We start from the raw sequence: 17,016 nt of genomic DNA, 5'->3' as shown, positions 1-17,016 counted from the left end.
CTCCTAACACTAGCGTTTACTAGCAATCGTGGTTGCCAATAATCGCGGTTGTCAATAATCGCCGTTGCTAATGACTGAGCTCGCCAATGTTTCAAGCTAAGCGCTTGACGAGGTAGAGAGCGGCAGGGGACGCGTTAACAGAGCGGCTATGGATCGCGCCGCTCGTGTTCGCCACTATGGGCGGGCGCTGACTGATTTGCGCGACCGCCTATCCAATACCGGTGCGGTAAAATGACTGTCAATCAGCCTTTGTGTCAAGCTGTGTTGCGGATTGGCAAAAATGTCAGCGGTATTACCCGATTCCACCACGTCGCCCTTTTGCATCACCATCAGCTTGTCGGTGACATGTTTGATCACCCCCATATGCTGCGACACATACACGTAAGACAAGCCCATCTCATCTTGAAGCTCAAGCAGTAAGTTAATGATTTGCGAGCGCATGGACATGTCGAGACCGTTTAACGCCTCGTCGGCGACAATGACACTCGGTTGCAAAATTAAGGCCCTGGCGAGTGATACCCGCTGTTTTTGGCCGGTTGCCAGCATCTGCGGATAAAAGTAAGCATGCTCCGGCAGCAAGCCGACCCGCAAGAGGGTGTTCTTAATGCGTTTACCTCGCTCTTGCGGGGTCATATTGGTGTTTCGCCGCAAGGGGCCTTCTAAGATTTGGCCGATTTGGTTGCGTGGGTTGAGCGACGTGTTCGGGTCTTGGAAGATCATCCGAATCAACTTGCAGCGGGTTTGGTAATCTTTGTAACGCAGCGTCTCACCATTGACCCGGATTTCGCCTGCCGTTGGCTCGATAACGCCAGCAATCATGCGTGCTAGGGTTGATTTTCCTGAGCCATTCTCGCCCACAAAGGCAATGGTTTCCCCGACATCCAAAGAAAAAGAGACAGGCTTCACCGCGTGGGTGACACGCTTTCTCAACCACCCAGTGCGGTGGTGATAATCTTTGGTGAGCCCATCAATTTCAAGAAGAGCGGCCATGCTTGTTCTCCATGTTGAGCGGGAAATGACAGGCAAATTTATGGTTTTTCACTTTTTGCGTATGGGGCGTTTCGACACATTTACGCTGTGCGTACGGGCAACGCGGCCCCAGTCGACAACCGATGGGCAGATGCTGCAGTGGTGGTATTGAGCCAGGCAAGGTTTCGAGCTTGCTCTTGTGGGGAATGTCGCGGCTAAAATCAGGCATCGTCCGTAATAAAGCATCCGTGTAAGGATGGTGCGGCGTAGTTAAAATTTGCTCGCGGTTGCCGGACTCTACCGACTGGCCACAATACATCACGGTGATCCTATCGGCCCAACGCGTCACCAAGGTGAGATCATGACTAATCAGCAAGATTGTCGTGTTAGATAACTGATTGGTGCGACTCAGTAAACGGAATATCTGAGCCTGAGTAATGGGATCCAAATCGTTGGTCGGCTCATCCGCAATCAAAAGGCGAGGGCGGTTAGCAATCGCCATTGCAATCATCACCTTTTGACACTCGCCATCGGTAAGCTCATACGGATAGCTTTCCATCACCCGCTTGTGATCCTTGATGCCCACTTTATGCAGCAAGGCGATAGAATGCTGCTTACGCCAATTTAAGCGTTGCCACCAACTACCGGAAAATGACGCGGGTGGAATGGCCTCTTCAAGCTGATGACCCACTACCTCGGATGGGTCAAGACACGTAGAAGGCTCTTGGAAGATCATCGCAATGTCTTTGCCGACCACATGGCGACGTTCGCGCGCGGGCAGTTCTAATAGGTCGATATTACCCAAACGTAATCGGTCGGCGGTCACATGCCATTGATCCTTCGTGACGCCGCAAATAGCTTTGGCCACCAAGCTTTTGCCTGAGCCGGATTCCCCCACCAAACCACGAATCTCACCGTCATTGATGGTCAAACTCATACGGTCGACGGCTTTCACCATACCTTGTGGGGTTTCTATCTCTATGGTCAGGTGTCGAATATCAAGTAACGGCATTATTCAGTTCCTGCATTGATGGCTTGGCTGATCCCCTCACCAACTAGGTTAACAACCAACACACTGAACGCAATCGCCATTCCAGGCAGAGTGACAGTCCAAGGCGCCGTGAAAATCAGCTCGACAGAATCCCCTAACATGGCGCCCCATTCTGGCGCCGGCGGCTGTGCTCCAAGGCCCAGAAAGCCGAGTGCGGCCACATCAAGAATCGCCACCGAAATAGCGCGGGTAATTTCGGTACTCAGTACTGTGACGATATTGGGCAGAATCGAATGGTAAAGCAGATAAAAATCATTGGCACCGTCCAAGCGCGCGGCAATGATATAGTCTTTCCCTATCTCATCGTGTACGGCCGTATACACCGCGCGGATAATCCGTGGAATGAGTGACAGCCAGATAGCGAGCAATACTTGGGTTTCGCCCACCCCTAAAAAGGCGACCACGATAATGGCCAACAGTAACGAAGGAATAGAGAGAATACTATCTAGGATATGATTCAACACACTCGATTTGAGCCCCTTGGTCATCCCGGCGAGTACACCAATCGCGACCCCGATAAGTGACGCGGCCAATGCGGTCATCAGTGCATAACCAAAGGTGAGCCGAGAGCCGGCAATTAGGCGCGAGAGCATATCGCGGCTAAGATCATCGGTCCCTAAAAAGTACTCAATTTGCCCAGACTGCACCCAAGAGGGCGCCATCAGTAAATGACCGGTTTGATGCTGCGGGCTCCACGGGGCGAGTAGAGGGGCAAATAGGGTGACAAGGATGAGCCCAACCAGGCACCAAAAGCCAATCACCGCAAGCTTGTTGCGACGAAATGCATTCCAGGTGCGCTCAAATTGGGTAGGGATATGCTGTTCAACGTAAACACTATTTGAGGGCATACCATTTTTTCCTTACCAGCGGGTTCATAAAAGCCCCTAATACATCCGAGATGATATTAATCAGTAACACAAACCCACCAATGACCAAGACGCCGCCTTGTACTGACACATAATCTTTAGCGATGAGCGTATCGAGCAGCCAGCGCCCAATTCCAGGCCAGTTGAATACTGACTCAACGATGATGACAAAGGTCACCATGGTGGAAACCAGTAGGCCAAAATTAGGAATGATCGGTGGAATGGCGTTTTTCATCCCATGGCGAAGCACGATTTCCGTTTTTGATAGTCCCTTGGTCGCTGCCGCTTTGATGTAGTTCTGGCGCATCACATAAGCCATGGAGTCGCGCACCATCTTGATGATCTCTGTGGTAGGGACCACCGCAAGGGTCAAGGTGGGAAGTGCGAGGTGACGGACAATATCAGAGGCGACCTTGCCTTGTAGCGGTAAGTCTGACAGCCATAAATCCACCAGCGCGAAACCGGAAATATGCGGGATCTCATACAAAAGGTTATAGCGCCCTGATACCGGAAACCACTGCAAGTCGAGTGAGAAAACCATGATAAAAAGGATAGCTAACCAAAATGTAGGGATGGAGAACACCACCAGGGCAAATGAAGAAATCACTTTATCTGCTGGCCCTTGGCTACGAATGCCAGCCAGCGTGCCCAAGGGCACGCCCACAATCAAGCTGATAAAGAGCGCGGCAAAGCATAGTTCTAAGGTAGCCGGCGCGACGTGTGCCAGGGTGTCAACAACCGGCGACCCACTGGCGGCCAAGCCAAGGTTTCCATCGAGCAACTGTCGAATGTAGTAAATCCAGCCTATCCAGTAATCAAATTGGTGCCACTGTGAATCGGGCGCCAGCAACATAATGTTGTAGGCGACCAAGGTGAGGATCACTAGCGTGATTAAGAACAGGTTGAAGCGTCGTAACGTATAAATCAGCATGGGTTAGTGCTCCCGCGACACATCGGCGAAACTATCCGCGCCAAAGGGCGTCATCGTGAGCCCCGTCAGGCTAGCATCACGCACTTGATGTTGAATACCGTGGGCGAGCGGAATAACGGGCATGCGACGGTCGAGAATCGTCTGAGCGGCCTGATACAACGCCTTGCGCTTGGCTATCTTGTCCGTGGCGATCGCCTGATTCAGTGTTTGGTCAAAAAAGCGGTTACACCAATTAGAAATGTTCCAACCGGTAAATTTCGCGTTGCAGGTGAGCAAGGGACGTAAAAACGTATCGGGATCGCCGTTGTCGGCTACCCATCCGGTTAATACCATATCGTGGCTGTCATCACCTTGGCGAATGGACGTGCGATTAACCGTTTTTTCCGGAATAATATTGACGTCGATGCCAATTTCACCCAAGTCCGCTTGGATTAGTTCTGCGGTTTTACGTGGGCTGGGATTAAACGCGGTCGGTTTTAGCGGCACGGTTAAATCGACACTAAAGCCATGGCGATAGCCTGCTTTGGCAAGGAGTGCTGCGGCCAGTTTGGGATCGTGCTGAGTTTTTCGGTTTGGATCGTAAGCCCATGACATAGGCGGAAGCAAGCTGGTGGCGGGCGCGCCCGTGCCATAATAGACCGAACTGAGCAGGGCTCCCCGGTCAATCGCAAGATTAATCGCTTGACGCACTTCCACTTCCGAAAGCGCAGGATGACGGGTGTTGAGGGCGATAAAAGCCACATTCATGCCCGTTTGCGACGACAAACTGAAGCGTTCATCACCGACAACCACGGGAAGCTGACTCGCAACCGGAGAGGCGAGCACATCACACTCGCCCGTCAGCATTTTCGCAAGCGTCCCTGTGCCGCGCGTTGAAACATCAAACACCACCTGCTCCATCGGCGCAGGGCCTTGCCAATACTGCCAATGGCGGCGTAGTCGAATAAACTCTCGCGGTTGATACTCAGCTAGCGCGAACGGGCCGGTACCCACCGGATAGGTATCGAGCTTCTCTGGCGTACCCGCTTCCAGTAATTGGTTAGCATACTCTTTTGAAAGGATCACCGAAAAGTTGGTGGCCAACGTGGAGAGAAAAGAGACATCGGGCCGAGAGAGTGTAAATTGGACGCGGTAGGTATCGAGCGCTTTAACTTGGGTCACCAAGCCGCCAAAGTTCATGCTATCAAACCACGGGTACTGACCACCGGAAATGCGATGAAAAGGATGGCGTGGATTAATAAGGCGACGAAAGGAAAACACGACATCGTCTGCGTTGAGGTAGCGTGAGGGGGTAAATTTGACACTGCGATGAAATGCCACGCCCCGGCGCAGAGAGAAGGTGTAGGTTTTACCGTCATCACTCACCTGCCAGCTTTTCGCCAGCATCGCTTCGGGTTGGTACGTCTCGGGGTTGAGTCGCAGCAGACGGTCATAAAGCTGACTCGACAAGGTATCAGCCGTGAGGCCGCCATCGGTCAACTGAGGGTTGAAGGTGTTAGGCTGGCCAGGACCGCAAAACACAAAGCCACGATTGTCGGCCGCACGTTGATCGCTGGCAGCGTCACAACCTGCAAGGAGCAGACCACTCACACCCAGGATCAAATACTGGAAAAAAACGCGCATAAACCAAGTAAAATCAGCTATCAAAGTAAACCCCGTAATCTACCACTGAAACGGCTTTACCACCAAGCAAAGTAGGGGCTATCTGATGTTTCTTTGCGTGCGGGGTGTACCTATGCACGTACACGTTGCGTCAGTCGGTTTGCCCCACATGATGTTTTCGCAGCAATCCCCTGAATTGATGGTAGCTCAGGCCGAGTAACTGCGCGGCCTTTCTCTGATGATAGTTGGCTTGTGACAGGGCCGCTGTGACCAAATCGTGTTCTTGCGTGGTTTGCCACTGGCGAAGGTCCAGGGGCAATGACGGCAATGCCTCTCTCTCAATGGGCTCAGGTGCCTCGGCATCCGCTGTGTGCCAAGGCGGTGAAAAAGGGTCTAAACATATCGTGTCGATGGGTGTACTAGGATCATTGTGACGAGAGAGGGCGCGCTCAACCGCATTTTTTAACTCGCGCACATTACCTGGCCAGGTGTGAGCGAGAAGTTGAGATTGAGCCTGTGCCGAAAAGCCAGCAAACAGCGAATAGCCAAGCTCCACGGCCATTTTCATCGCGAAGTGCTCAGCTAGCAACAGAATATCTTGCTGACGCTCAAGAAGTGGCGGGAGGTGAACGACATCGAACGCCAGCCGGTCAAGCAAATCGGGACGAAAAGCGTTTTGTTTGGCAAGGGCGGGTAAATCTTCATTCGTTGCACAGACAAGACGCACATCGGCACGCAGAGGAGACGTACCGCCAACACGCTCGTATTCGCCATATTCAATCACGCGTAGCAGCTTTTCCTGCACACCTAATGGCGCGGTCGCTATCTCGTCTAAAAACAAGGTACCGCCTTCTGCTCGCTCAAAGCGCCCCGCATGCCGGCCTTTGGCGCTGGTAAAGGCGCCGGCTTCGTGCCCGAATAACTCTGAGTCGATCAACCCTTCGCTGAGCGCCGCACAGTTTAAGCTCACTAGTGGTTGTGACCAACGGGCGGAAAGATAATGAAGACGCTGTGCAATCAACTCTTTCCCCGTGCCGCGCTCACCCATAATCAGAACAGGACGGTTAAGCGGTGCCAGTTGGCTGACATGATCCAACACGGCGAGAAAACGGTCCGATTCACCCAGTAAATTGTCTTGTTCACGCATGGCGATTTTTACCAAATAGTGGTTTTCTTCATCATGGCCTTTTTCTCAATTTAACGCAATCTGTTTTAACCTATTGAAAATAAACACCTTAAAAGTTGGCATGGGATTTGAATTCTATTGAGCGTGTCAGAGCCGAGTACCACGGGTTAACGCGCCACTGGCCTTAACTCTAGGGCTCATCAACGAGGAAGCGTATTAAGGAGTCTATGATGGGAATTTTTTCGCGTTTTGCTGATATTGTGAATGCTAACGTCAACGCATTGTTAGACAAGGCAGAAGATCCACAAAAAATGATCCGTTTGATCATTCAAGAAATGGAGGACACCCTCGTTGAGGTGCGTACCTCGTCGGCAAAAGCGCTAGCCGATAAAAAAGAAGTGGCGCGCAAAATTGAAAACATCGAGCGTCAGATCCAAGAGTGGCAGGACAAAGCCTCACTCGCATTGCAAAAAGATCGTGAAGACCTGGCTCGCGCCGCATTGATTGAGAAGCAAAAAGCGCATGATGTTAAAGTCGCGCTGGACGAAGAGCTGACGCTGATTAATGAAAGCGTAGAGAAGCTTGCCGGCGAAATTGCGGCATTAGAAACCAAGTTAAGCGAGACACGCGCGCGTCAGCAGTCATTGACGATTCGTCGTGAAACAGCAGGCAATCGCCGTGATGTGCGCCGTCACCTCGGCAGTGGGCGTGCCGATGAGGCAATGGCGAAATTTGAACAATATGAGCGCCGTATTGACGAACTAGAAGCGGAAGCAGACAGTTATCAAATGGGCAAAGGAAAAGGCCTAGAAGACGAGTTCGCTGACTTACAAGCGCAAGACGAGATTGAAAAAGAGCTGGCGTCTTTGAAAGCTAAAATGAAAGACAATCAATCGTAACGATACCTCAAGGAGCGGACATGTCATCATTATTTCTTGGTTTCCCACTGGCGATTTTCTTGCTGTTTGTCGCCCCATTGTGGTTATTTCTGCATTACCGCAGTAAGCGACAAGTGGCGCAAGGCTTGAGTGGGCAAGATTACGAAACACTGCAACAATTGGCTCAGCGTGCCGAAAAGCTGCAGGCACGGGTGGATAACCTAGAGCGTCTACTGGATGCAGAAGCCCCTCACTGGAGGCAACGCGCATGAGTAATACCTTGTACAGAGATCCAGAAAATGGCCGCATCGCAGGGGTGTGCGCCGGGCTTGCCAATCACTTTGGCATGGAAACCTGGTTAGTGCGCATCCTGACTGTTTCGGCATTTTTACTCGGTTTTGGGTTCTTTGTGGTGGTCGCTTATATCGCGGCGGTACTGATCCTGGATAAAAAGCCGTCAGAGGTGAGTCAAGAGCCGAGTGCCGCGCAGCAAGACCATCAAGTGAAGCAAAAACCTTGGCAATCAGGGAAGTCTGCCAGCCAATTGATCGCGGATCTCGACCGCGAGTTTAGCCACATGGAAGACAAGGTGACGGACATGGAGGCGTATGTAACCTCATCGACCTTTAACGTCGACCAAGCCTTCAAAAAACTCTAACCTCGCTGCCCTGTTTGGGCAGCTTGGCCAACTAGGAGCCATATCAACCTATGCCATCAGTGAAAAGGCGCGTGAAGCAGTGGGTGAGCCGTGGGGCTGACCGTCATGTTCGCCTCGCGGTGACCGGTCTTTCTCGTGCGGGTAAAACCGCCTTTATTACCTCTCTTATCAATCAATTGACGCATTTGGGCACAGAGCCCAACTTACCGCTGATGTCACTGGTGCAACAGGGGCGTGGGCTGGGCGCACGTCGTGAACCCCACCCGCATATGCACCTGCCAGCCTTTGACTACGACAGTGCTATGCAAGCGCTTCATCAAACTCCGCCAGTATGGCCGTCGCCGACACGTGATGTCAGTGAAGTGCGCCTTGCGGTGCGCTATCGACCGCAGTCGGCTGCCCTGAGAGCGATCAACGAAATGGCCACGCTATACGTGGACATTGTCGATTATCCCGGAGAGTGGCTGCTCGATTTACCCTTGTTAAGCCAAACCTACTCGCAATGGTCGGCCAAACAAGCTGGGCTACTCGCCGGCCGTCGGGGCGAGCTGGCCTCCACCTGGACAACTAAGGCTGCGGCTCTTGACCCGTTTGCCCCTGCTGATGAAAAAAGGCTGGCGGAAATTGCTGAAGACTACACGGCGTTTTTACACCAATGCAAAGCACATGATGGCTTGCACTGGGTACAGCCTGGTCGATTTGTGCTGCCAGGTGAATTAGCGGGCGCGCCCGTGGTGCAATTCTTCCCTTGGGTTGGTAGCCAAAATGAACACGACCTAGCCAAAGCCGGGAAAGACTCGAATTACGGGGTGCTAAAAGCGCGCTACGACTATTATTGCGAGCACGTGGTCGCCAAGTTCTACCGCGAGCATTTTGCCAAAATAGACCGGCAAGTGATCCTGGTGGATACGTTGCAGCCCCTGAATGCAGGGCCGGCGGCATTTCACGATATGCGTCTTGCCGTTGAGCAGCTGATGCAAAGTTTTAAATATGGCAAGTCAGGGCTGATGAAACGGCTGTTTTCACCACGGATTGACAAGGTATTGTTTGCGGCCACTAAAGCCGATCATGTGACGCCCGATCAACACCCAAATATGGTGAGCTTATTACAACAAATCGTTCATCAGGCGTGGCAGCAAGCTGCGTTTGAGGGCATTGATATGCGTTGTCAAAGTGTGGCCGCGATTGAAGCCACCACACCAGGCTATGTCACGGTAAAAGGCGATAGCCAGAGTGCGCTAAAAGGTGTGCTTGCAGACAACTCGCCAGTCACCCTGTATCCCGGCGATGTGCCAGCGCAGCTACCTGATGAAACATTCTGGCAAACGCAAGGATTTGACTTTCCCTCTTTCCGTCCTCAGCAAGCGCCACTGGATGCGCCGTTACCGCACATTCGTATGGATAAGGCACTGGATTACTTGCTGGGTGATAAATTTCGATAAGCGAGGGCGCTATGACGCACTACAAGCCAAAACAAACCTTTGCACAAAATGTGGACGTAGAACGTGACACGGAAAGCCAATTACAACAAGGAACCCAATTCGAATCGGAAACCGATTTTACCCCTGTCTCGAGTGAAGAGTGGGATGCGGATCTTGATGCGACCTTAAGGCCTTCGCCACGTAAACGTCGCCGCGTGTGGCCATTTTTGCTATTGGTGACTGTGCTGCTCGCCGTGTGGCAATCGGCGGACAGCGTCTATCAAAGCTGGCTCGAACGAGATTGGTTGAGTCTGGGTTGGCAGGGTCTGCTAGTCGCGGTTGCCACAACCGGACTGGTGGTGCTGGGCAAAGAATGGCGGGCGATGCGTCGTTTGGTTCAGCGTGAAGCCGTGCGGGAGCAAGCGGAACAGCTGCTAAGCAGTGATGCGGTCGGGCAAGGAGAGCGGTTTTGTCAGCAATTGGCTGAGCAAACCGGGCAGGCCCAAACGGCAGCCTTTACCAACTGGCAGCAGCAACTGGCGGCCACACATAACGACAGTGAAATTCTGAGTCTCTATGAGCAGCAAGTACTGAGTGCGCAAGATAAAGCGGCGCGTGACCTGGTAACCAAGCACGCGCAAGAGGCGGCACTCATGGTAGCGGTGAGCCCGTTGGCGGCGGCAGACATGTTGTTGGTTGCTTGGCGTAATTTTCATTTGATGACGCGTATCGCGCAGATCTACGGGATCCAACTGGGCGTTAAAGCACGTTTTCGCCTACTGAAAATGGTGCTCACTAACATGGCGCTGGCGGGTGCCAGTGAGGCGATGACCGATGTGGGCTTTGATGTGTTGTCCGTCAATATCGCTGGCCGAGTATCAGGCCGGGTGGCGCAGGGGCTCGGCATTGGCCTGCTCACCGCGCGGTTGGGGCTTAAAACCATGACACTCATGCGGCCACTGCCTTGGCATGGTCAAGCCGCGCCTAGCCTGTCACAACTTCGCCGTGAGTTGGTAAAGCGGCTGGTGGGGAAGCGTCAACAAGACGCGTCATAGTCCACGCCGGTAAGGTGGCTGGTAGGTAGACTTACCAGCCACATTGGTATTCATTGAATAATCAGTGAGTTAATTGCGTGTTCTCTGTGCTACAAACGTGACGGCGTAAGGCAAAAATCGCATCAGGGCTTGACTGTTCCCCCCAACCCGCTCAAACTCCGCTTCAGTGTCAACTTATCCTGACAGCTAATGCAGCGCATGCAGCCGCGACGATGAATGCTTCAGTAACCCGTTGAAGCGGGCATAGTTTTAGGGTACTCATCGCAAAAAGGCTTGCTGCCGGTATTGGGTATCACTGTCAAGTTACAGGAATCCATTATGAGACTGAAAGTCTGTTGTGAAGATAGGATCGGGCTTACCCGCGAACTCCTCGATATTCTGGTGCGCCGCGACATCGACCTGCGGGGTATTGAAATTGACCAGGTCGGGATCATATACCTCAACTGTCCGGAAATTGAATTCGACGCCTTTAGCCAGTTGATGTCGGAAATTCGACTCATTTCTGGGGTCACCGACGTACGCAAAGTACAATTCTTACCGGCTGAGCGTGAACATAAAGAGTTGCGAGCGTTAGTTGAAAGCCTGACCGATCCTGTGGTGTCGATTAACCTCGATGGCTACATTGATATGGCCAACAAGGCGGCGCAAGACTTGATTGGCTCGAGTGAACACCAGCTTATCGATGAACATGCAAACAGCGTGTTTCCTGACTTTCAGTTTGCCCATTGGCTGGAAAAAGAAGAAGCCAGCCAAAGCTGTCGTATGGTGGTAATGGCTGGACTCGACTTCCTCATGGAAGTGATGCCAGTGCACATCAATGACGAAAGTGAGCAGCCTGTATTGGTGAGTGCGGTGGTGCAGCTCAAGCAGGTGGCGATGAATAACACCTCGCAAACTGTGTTCCGTACCCCGAGCGATCACGGGTTTGATCATCTTGTGGGTCAGTCAAACAAGTTTAAGCAGCTTATTAGCCAAGCGAAAAAGCTGGCGATGTTGGATGCACCTCTCTTAGTACAAGGCGAAACGGGCACAGGTAAAGAAATGATAGCGCGTGCCTGCCACCGTCACTCCTTGCGCGCAGACAAACCTTTCCTACTCGTTAACTGCGTCTCTATGCCGGATAACGCCGCTGAAACCGAATTGTTTGGTATGGCGGCCGCCGAAGAAGGCGGTAGCGCCAAAAAAGGCATCTTAGAGCAAGCGGATGGCGGCACGGTATTCTTGTACGAAGTGGGCGAAATGAGCCGCCACCTGCAAGTGAAGCTATTGCGCTTTATGCAAGATGGTACCTTCCGCCGCGTGGGGGAAGAACGCGAGATGCAGGTGGATGTAAGAGTGATCTGTTCAACACAGAAAAACTTGCCTGAGCTGGTGGCGGCCCATCAGTTCCGTGAAGATCTCTTCTATCGTCTCAATGTGTTATCGCTCACTGTCCCACCACTTAGAGAGCGAACGGCCGACGTGATGCCGCTTGCAGAACTGTTCGTCAAACAATTTGCTGCCGATTTAGGGCAATCCAAGCCGCGCATCGATGAGGCGTTGGCGGACTATCTTACCCACTACGCGTGGCCCGGGAATATCCGCCAGTTACGCAATGTGTTGCTTCATGCGATGACCCAAATTGACGCAGAAGTGATGACGATTGATGACGTCCAACTGCCAGAAATTGAAAACACCCAGTTTATGAGTGAAGAATCGATGGATGGCTCGTTAGATGAAATCATGAAGCGTTACGAGTCGGGGATTTTGCATAACCTGTATCGAAGCTACCCTTCAACGCGCAAGCTGGCTAAACGGTTGGATGTCTCGCACACCGCGATTGCCAATAAACTGCGCGACTATGGGATTGGTAAAAAGTAAGCTGATGCCGGAAGCCAGTATGTATCAGACGTCAGTGAGTCACTTCCCGCGTTTGTCCGTTGATGAGCTACGCATAGATGCCATCAGTCACGAGGACGTGACCCGGGTGGTGCAATACTTTCAGCGCAACCGTGATTTTCTCGCCCCTTGGGAGCCTGAGCGTGCGGCTGGCTTTTATACTGAACAGGGATGGAAGCGGCGCGTGCTGCAGCTGATGGAGTTACAAAAGCATCAGCTGGCTTATTATTTTTTGATCGCCAAGCAAGACTCGCCTCACGTGTTAGGGGTGATTTCTTATACCAGTGTGATGCAATACCCGTCTTATTCGTGCACCGTGGGCTACTCGTTAGATGAAGCGGCACAAGGACAAGGGATCATGCGTCGAGCGCTCGCCGCGACCAATCAGTGGCTATTCGATAACGTCCATATCCATCGTGTGTGTGCTTCCTACATGCCGTGTAACCAGCGTAGTGCCAAGGTGCTAGAGGCAGTGGGGTTTGAATATGAAGGCCGAGCGCGTGATTACTTGTTGATTAATGGCCGATGGGAAGATCATATTCTAATGGCGCACATCAATCCGCACTGGCGACCTAAACCGGCCTGACCGGCGACCGTCTCACGGATGCTCCAGCAGTCACCCACAGGTAATAATAAAGGCGACCCGATTAGGTCGCCTTTTGCGTTTCTAGTATGCGCTTTGTCCGCGAGTTATTTACATAGCAGGCGTGAGAGCACGACTATTTCACTGTCAGCACACGCATGGTGTTGGTAGAGCCAATCACTTCCATCTGATCGCCTTGGGTCATGATCACCTGGTCTCCCTCGGCCAAAAAGCCACCTTCTTTTAAGGTTTGCAGGGCGCGCTCCGCCACTTGTAAGCCGGCACCGCTGTCACTGTCAAAATACACCGGGGTAACACCACGATAGAGTGCGGCACGGTTAAGCGTATGTTCATGACGCGATAACGCGAAAATCGGCTTACCGGATGAGATACGTGACATCATCAAGGCTGTACGGCCCGATTCGGTCAGCGACACCATGGCTTTGACCCCTTTCATATGGTTCGCCGCGTACATGGTCGCCATAGAGACTGTTTCTTCTTGGCTATCAAACTGGCGGTCTAGGCGGTGATTCGATACGTTAACCGACGGCATCTTCTCAGCCCCGACACACACTTCAGCCATTGAGCGTACTGTTTCCAGTGGGAACTGACCGGCAGCGGTTTCTGCCGATAGCATCACTGCATCGGTGCCATCGAGCACCGCATTGGCCACATCCATCACTTCCGCGCGCGTAGGCATGGGGGCGGAAATCATTGATTCCATCATCTGGGTGGCGGTGATCACCAAACGGTTCATGCTGCGCGCGCGGCGAATGAGCTGCTTTTGTACCCCAACCAATTCTGGGTCGCCAATTTCCACACCAAGATCACCGCGCGCCACCATCACCACATCAGACGCTTCAATAATGTCGTCGATACTCTCATCACTAACCACGGTTTCGGCACGTTCTACTTTGGCCACCAAACGCGCATCCAAGCCAGCGTCGCGCGCCAAAGAGCGGGCATAGTGCATATCTTGGCCGTTGCGCGGGAAGGAGATCGCTAAGAAGTCGACGCCAATTTTGGCGGCAGTCAGAATGTCTTGCTTGTCTTTTTCCGTCAGTGCAGGGGCAGACAGGCCTCCGCCTTTTTTGTTGATCCCTTTGTTGTTAGAGAGCTTGCCGCCTACCGTGACTTCGGTATGCACTTTGGCCCCTTCAACCGCCAGTACCTTGAGCTGTACGCGGCCATCATCAAGCAGCAGAATATCGCCATTGGTGACGTCCTGGGGCAGAGCTTTATAATCAAGGCCGACCGCGTCTTGGTCGCCCATGCCAGGCGAGAGCTCGCCATCTAACGTGAACTTATCGCCAACGGAGAGAGTAATGGCACCGTCTTTAAAGGTCGAAACACGGATTTTAGGGCCTTGCAAATCACCCAAAATACCCACGTGGCGGCCAAGTCGCGCCGCAATCGCGCGCACTTGATCGGCGCGTTTAATGTGGTCTTCCGCACTGCCGTGAGAGAAGTTGAGGCGAACGACGTTAGCACCGGCGACAATAATTGACTCCAACACACTGTCTTTGTCGGTGGCAGGGCCTAATGTGGTAACAATCTTCGTTCTTCTCAGTTTTGCAGACATGATTAACTCCTATATACAGGGTGATGTTTTAATGGATAGTGCAGAAAGGGCAACATCACCGCCAAGTCTGGATTCGACGACATGCTGACATCAGTGTAGCGCATCAAAAACGTCGAAAAGATGACACAAAAAAGGAGTGCCAACGCACTCCTTTTAGTTAGGTCAGGGATTCTTTATGAAAGCGTGAATCGCGAATGGCTTCTTTGACACGCTTCAAGTTATCTCTAAATCCTGGGCCACGGCGAAGCGTGAAGCCTGTTGCTAGCACGTCGATAACCGTCATTTGCACGACCCGGCTTGCCATTGGCATATATTCGTCCGTGTCTTCTGGCACATCGAGCTGGATGGTGTGGGAACACACTTTATCTAGCGGCGAGTCGCGTTGCGTGATGCCGATAACAGTGGCACCGTTTTCACGCGCTAAATTAGCCACATCAACCAAGCTTTTGGTACGCCCTGTGTGTGAAATCATCACCACCACATCGCCATCATTACAGTTAATACAGCTCATTCGTTGCATCACGATGTCGTTAAAGCACACCACCGGAATGTTAAAACGGAAGAACTTGTTTTGCGCGTCATGCGCGACCGATGCGGATGCGCCCAACCCGAAAAAGGCGATTTTTTTCGCCTGGGTTAGCATGTCGACCGCGCGGTTAATTTGGTGCGTGTCGATGCTGTTTTTCGCTACATCCAAACAGGCCATGGTTGACTCAAAAATCTTCGCCGTGTAAGCATCCGCACCATCGTTCTCTTCAACGTTGCGGTTCACATACGGGGTGCCGTTGGCCAAGCTTTGTGCCAAGTGAAGTTTAAAGTCCGGGAAGCCTTTGGTATCTAGGCGACGACAAAAACGGTTAACCGTTGGCTCGCTCACATCAGCCATCTTTGCCAAAGTCGCAATACTCGAGTGAATAGCGGTTTGAGGGGAGGCGACAATGATTTCAGCAACTTTTCTTTCAGATTTGCTGAAGTTTTCAAGATTTTTTTGTATTTTTTCCAGAGTATTCATCTGAGTTACCGCTTACGTTCAAGACCAAAGTTAAAAACTGTCGCTCGATGAGAGCGAGCATCAATGAAGTGTTAAGTGCGTCATTCACCACGGCTTTTGACTGCCGTTTAGTAACAGATAGTCTATCCTCTCGCGGATTGTAATGACATTATTATGACTATCTGAGCATAAAAACTTTGTCACCATTCACGCTTTTAGTTATTTCCTTACATAATTAAGGAATATATTTACAGCGCGAAATAAATAAATGGTCAAAAATCAGCCGAATTGGGTGGTGTTAACCATTACATTGAAAAATAATTACGTAACCCTAGGTAATCATAAGGAGCGCGTGTGTCAGGATTGAAAGTTGGAATTTGTGGATGTGGTTGGTTGGGCCAACCGCTGGCGTCACACCTACTTGGCGCTGGACACCACGTGGTGGGGACCAAACGTGAGCCAGCCTCGGCGCAAGCATTGAGCGAGACGCTGGCGACCACCGTGGTGCCGTTTGATGTGATGGCGCCGGATTATCAATCAGCGGCGGCATTGCTCGAGACTGACATCGTGGTGATCAATATCGCGGCGGGGCGTCGTCACGCCGACTTTGATGCATACCGCGATGCCATGTGCGCGTTTATCGACCGCCTGGCCCAAGCAGGCGTTGAGCATGTGCTCTTTATCAGCACCACTTCTGTATACGGGGAGCTTAAAGGGCAGGTGACCGAGCACACCGCGACCGCCGCCACCACGGCGTCGGGCAAAGCACACGAACATATCGAAGCGCATCTGCGCGAAACGTATGGAGAGAAAGGAACAATCATGCGGCTCGCGGGGTTGATTGGCGGTGCGCGTCATCCTTCAACTATGCTCGCGGGTCGACAAGGCTTATCAGGTGGCAATGAGCCGGTAAACTTGATCCACCGCAGTGATGTGATGGCGGCGATCAGTGCGATTATCCATCAGCGTCAATGGGGTCACACCTTTCATCTGTGCGCGGAACTGCACCCAGCGAAAAGTGTGTACTACGGCTGGGCAGCGCGTGAAATGGGGTTAACACCGCCTGAGTATCAGCCAAGTTCAGGCGATGGTAAATGGATTGATGCCTCGCAGACGCTATCGCAACTGGGACTTAACTTACGTTATGCCTCACCGTATCAAATGATCGCAGATGGTCAGGTGACTTCGGACGACCCAGCCCCAAAATAAAAAAAGCCCACACAAGGTGGGCAAAAATAAAGGTAGAGACAAACAAACTCTAAAGTAAGTAGAAAAAGCAGCAGCAGGTCGGAAAGAAAGATGAATCATGCTCCCTCACGTTCTGAGGGGGATAAGGCATTTCTTACCGATGCACCCATTAGGACTGGGCGAATTTAAAGAAGTTCCTACAAATTAAAAAAAGTCGTGATATTTAATCAATAGGCG

General features: G+C 52.0%; 16 protein-coding genes. 8 read left to right on the top strand and 8 right to left on the bottom strand.

The window, feature by feature from the left end:
* Positions 1–174 precede the first annotated feature (174 nt).
* The 6 genes from WN56_RS02685 to pspF all read right to left on the bottom strand — a co-directional run bounded on the left by WN56_RS02685 (position 175) and on the right by pspF (position 6,566).
* Positions 175–990, bottom strand: coding sequence for an ATP-binding cassette domain-containing protein (locus tag WN56_RS02685; protein ID WP_046073490.1), 816 nt, complete (start codon positions 988–990; stop codon positions 175–177).
* Positions 974–1,981, bottom strand: a complete 1,008-nt coding sequence (locus WN56_RS02680) for an oligopeptide/dipeptide ABC transporter ATP-binding protein (protein ID WP_046073489.1) — start codon at positions 1,979–1,981, stop codon at positions 974–976. Before WN56_RS02680 ends, WN56_RS02685 begins: the two co-directional genes overlap by 17 nt.
* Positions 1,981–2,868, bottom strand: a complete 888-nt coding sequence (gene sapC / locus WN56_RS02675) for a putrescine export ABC transporter permease SapC (RefSeq protein ID WP_046073488.1) — start codon at positions 2,866–2,868, stop codon at positions 1,981–1,983. The genes WN56_RS02680 and sapC overlap by 1 nt, the downstream gene beginning before the upstream one ends.
* A complete protein-coding gene (locus tag WN56_RS02670; RefSeq protein ID WP_046073487.1) occupies positions 2,855–3,817 on the bottom strand; it encodes an ABC transporter permease subunit in 963 nt (320 codons plus the stop codon). Before WN56_RS02670 ends, sapC begins: the two co-directional genes overlap by 14 nt.
* Positions 3,818–3,820: 3 nt before the next feature.
* Complete coding sequence (gene sapA / locus WN56_RS02665; RefSeq protein ID WP_046073486.1) at positions 3,821–5,440, bottom strand: ABC transporter substrate-binding protein SapA; 1,620 nt, start codon at positions 5,438–5,440, stop codon at positions 3,821–3,823.
* 130 nt (positions 5,441–5,570) lie between these two features.
* Positions 5,571–6,566 carry a phage shock protein operon transcriptional activator gene (gene pspF, locus WN56_RS02660; protein WP_046073485.1) on the bottom strand — a complete coding sequence of 332 codons (996 nt, stop codon included), beginning with the start codon at positions 6,564–6,566 and terminating at the stop codon, positions 5,571–5,573.
* Between the two features lie 209 nt (positions 6,567–6,775).
* Here pspF and pspA point away from each other — a divergent pair, with 209 nt between their 5' ends.
* From pspA to WN56_RS02625, 7 genes are all read left to right on the top strand, one after another.
* On the top strand, positions 6,776–7,444 hold the full coding sequence (gene pspA, locus WN56_RS02655) for a phage shock protein PspA (protein ID WP_046073484.1): 669 nt from the start codon (positions 6,776–6,778) through the stop codon (positions 7,442–7,444).
* A 20-nt stretch (positions 7,445–7,464) separates the two neighbouring features.
* The gene (gene pspB, locus WN56_RS02650; RefSeq protein ID WP_046073483.1) at positions 7,465–7,695 is read left to right on the top strand and encodes an envelope stress response membrane protein PspB; all 231 of its coding nucleotides are present in this window, start codon (positions 7,465–7,467) and stop codon (positions 7,693–7,695) included.
* The gene (pspC, locus tag WN56_RS02645; RefSeq protein WP_046073482.1) at positions 7,692–8,081 is read left to right on the top strand and encodes an envelope stress response membrane protein PspC; all 390 of its coding nucleotides are present in this window, start codon (positions 7,692–7,694) and stop codon (positions 8,079–8,081) included. The genes pspB and pspC overlap by 4 nt, the downstream gene beginning before the upstream one ends.
* Positions 8,082–8,131: 50 nt before the next feature.
* Entirely contained in the window at positions 8,132–9,523 is a 1,392-nt protein-coding gene (locus WN56_RS02640; protein WP_046073481.1) for a YcjX family protein, read from the top strand.
* Between the two features lie 11 nt (positions 9,524–9,534).
* Positions 9,535–10,557 carry a YcjF family protein gene (locus tag WN56_RS02635; protein WP_046073480.1) on the top strand — a complete coding sequence of 341 codons (1,023 nt, stop codon included), beginning with the start codon at positions 9,535–9,537 and terminating at the stop codon, positions 10,555–10,557.
* 318 nt (positions 10,558–10,875) lie between these two features.
* Positions 10,876–12,417: a transcriptional regulator TyrR gene (tyrR, locus tag WN56_RS02630; RefSeq protein WP_046073479.1), complete on the top strand. Its 1,542-nt coding sequence runs from the start codon at positions 10,876–10,878 to the stop codon at positions 12,415–12,417.
* Complete coding sequence (locus WN56_RS02625; RefSeq protein ID WP_231637389.1) at positions 12,398–13,021, top strand: GNAT family N-acetyltransferase; 624 nt, start codon at positions 12,398–12,400, stop codon at positions 13,019–13,021. The genes tyrR and WN56_RS02625 overlap by 20 nt, the downstream gene beginning before the upstream one ends.
* A 133-nt stretch (positions 13,022–13,154) precedes the next feature.
* Here WN56_RS02625 and pyk read toward each other — a convergent pair whose 3' ends face one another.
* Positions 13,155–14,600, bottom strand: coding sequence for a pyruvate kinase (gene pyk, locus WN56_RS02620; protein WP_046073478.1), 1,446 nt, complete (start codon positions 14,598–14,600; stop codon positions 13,155–13,157).
* Positions 14,601–14,757: 157 nt separating this feature from the next.
* Complete coding sequence (locus WN56_RS02615) at positions 14,758–15,612, bottom strand: MurR/RpiR family transcriptional regulator (protein ID WP_046073477.1); 855 nt, start codon at positions 15,610–15,612, stop codon at positions 14,758–14,760.
* A gap of 333 nt (positions 15,613–15,945) precedes the next feature.
* Between WN56_RS02615 and WN56_RS02610 the strand changes: the two genes are divergently transcribed.
* Positions 15,946–16,800, top strand: a complete 855-nt coding sequence (locus WN56_RS02610; RefSeq protein WP_052708004.1) for an NAD(P)H-binding protein — start codon at positions 15,946–15,948, stop codon at positions 16,798–16,800.
* Positions 16,801–17,016 lie beyond the last annotated feature (216 nt).

Source organism: Salinivibrio sp. KP-1, from assembly GCF_000968645.1.
Lineage (GTDB): Bacteria > Pseudomonadota > Gammaproteobacteria > Enterobacterales > Vibrionaceae > Salinivibrio > Salinivibrio siamensis.
This window is presented reverse-complemented; position numbering and strand designations above follow the sequence as displayed.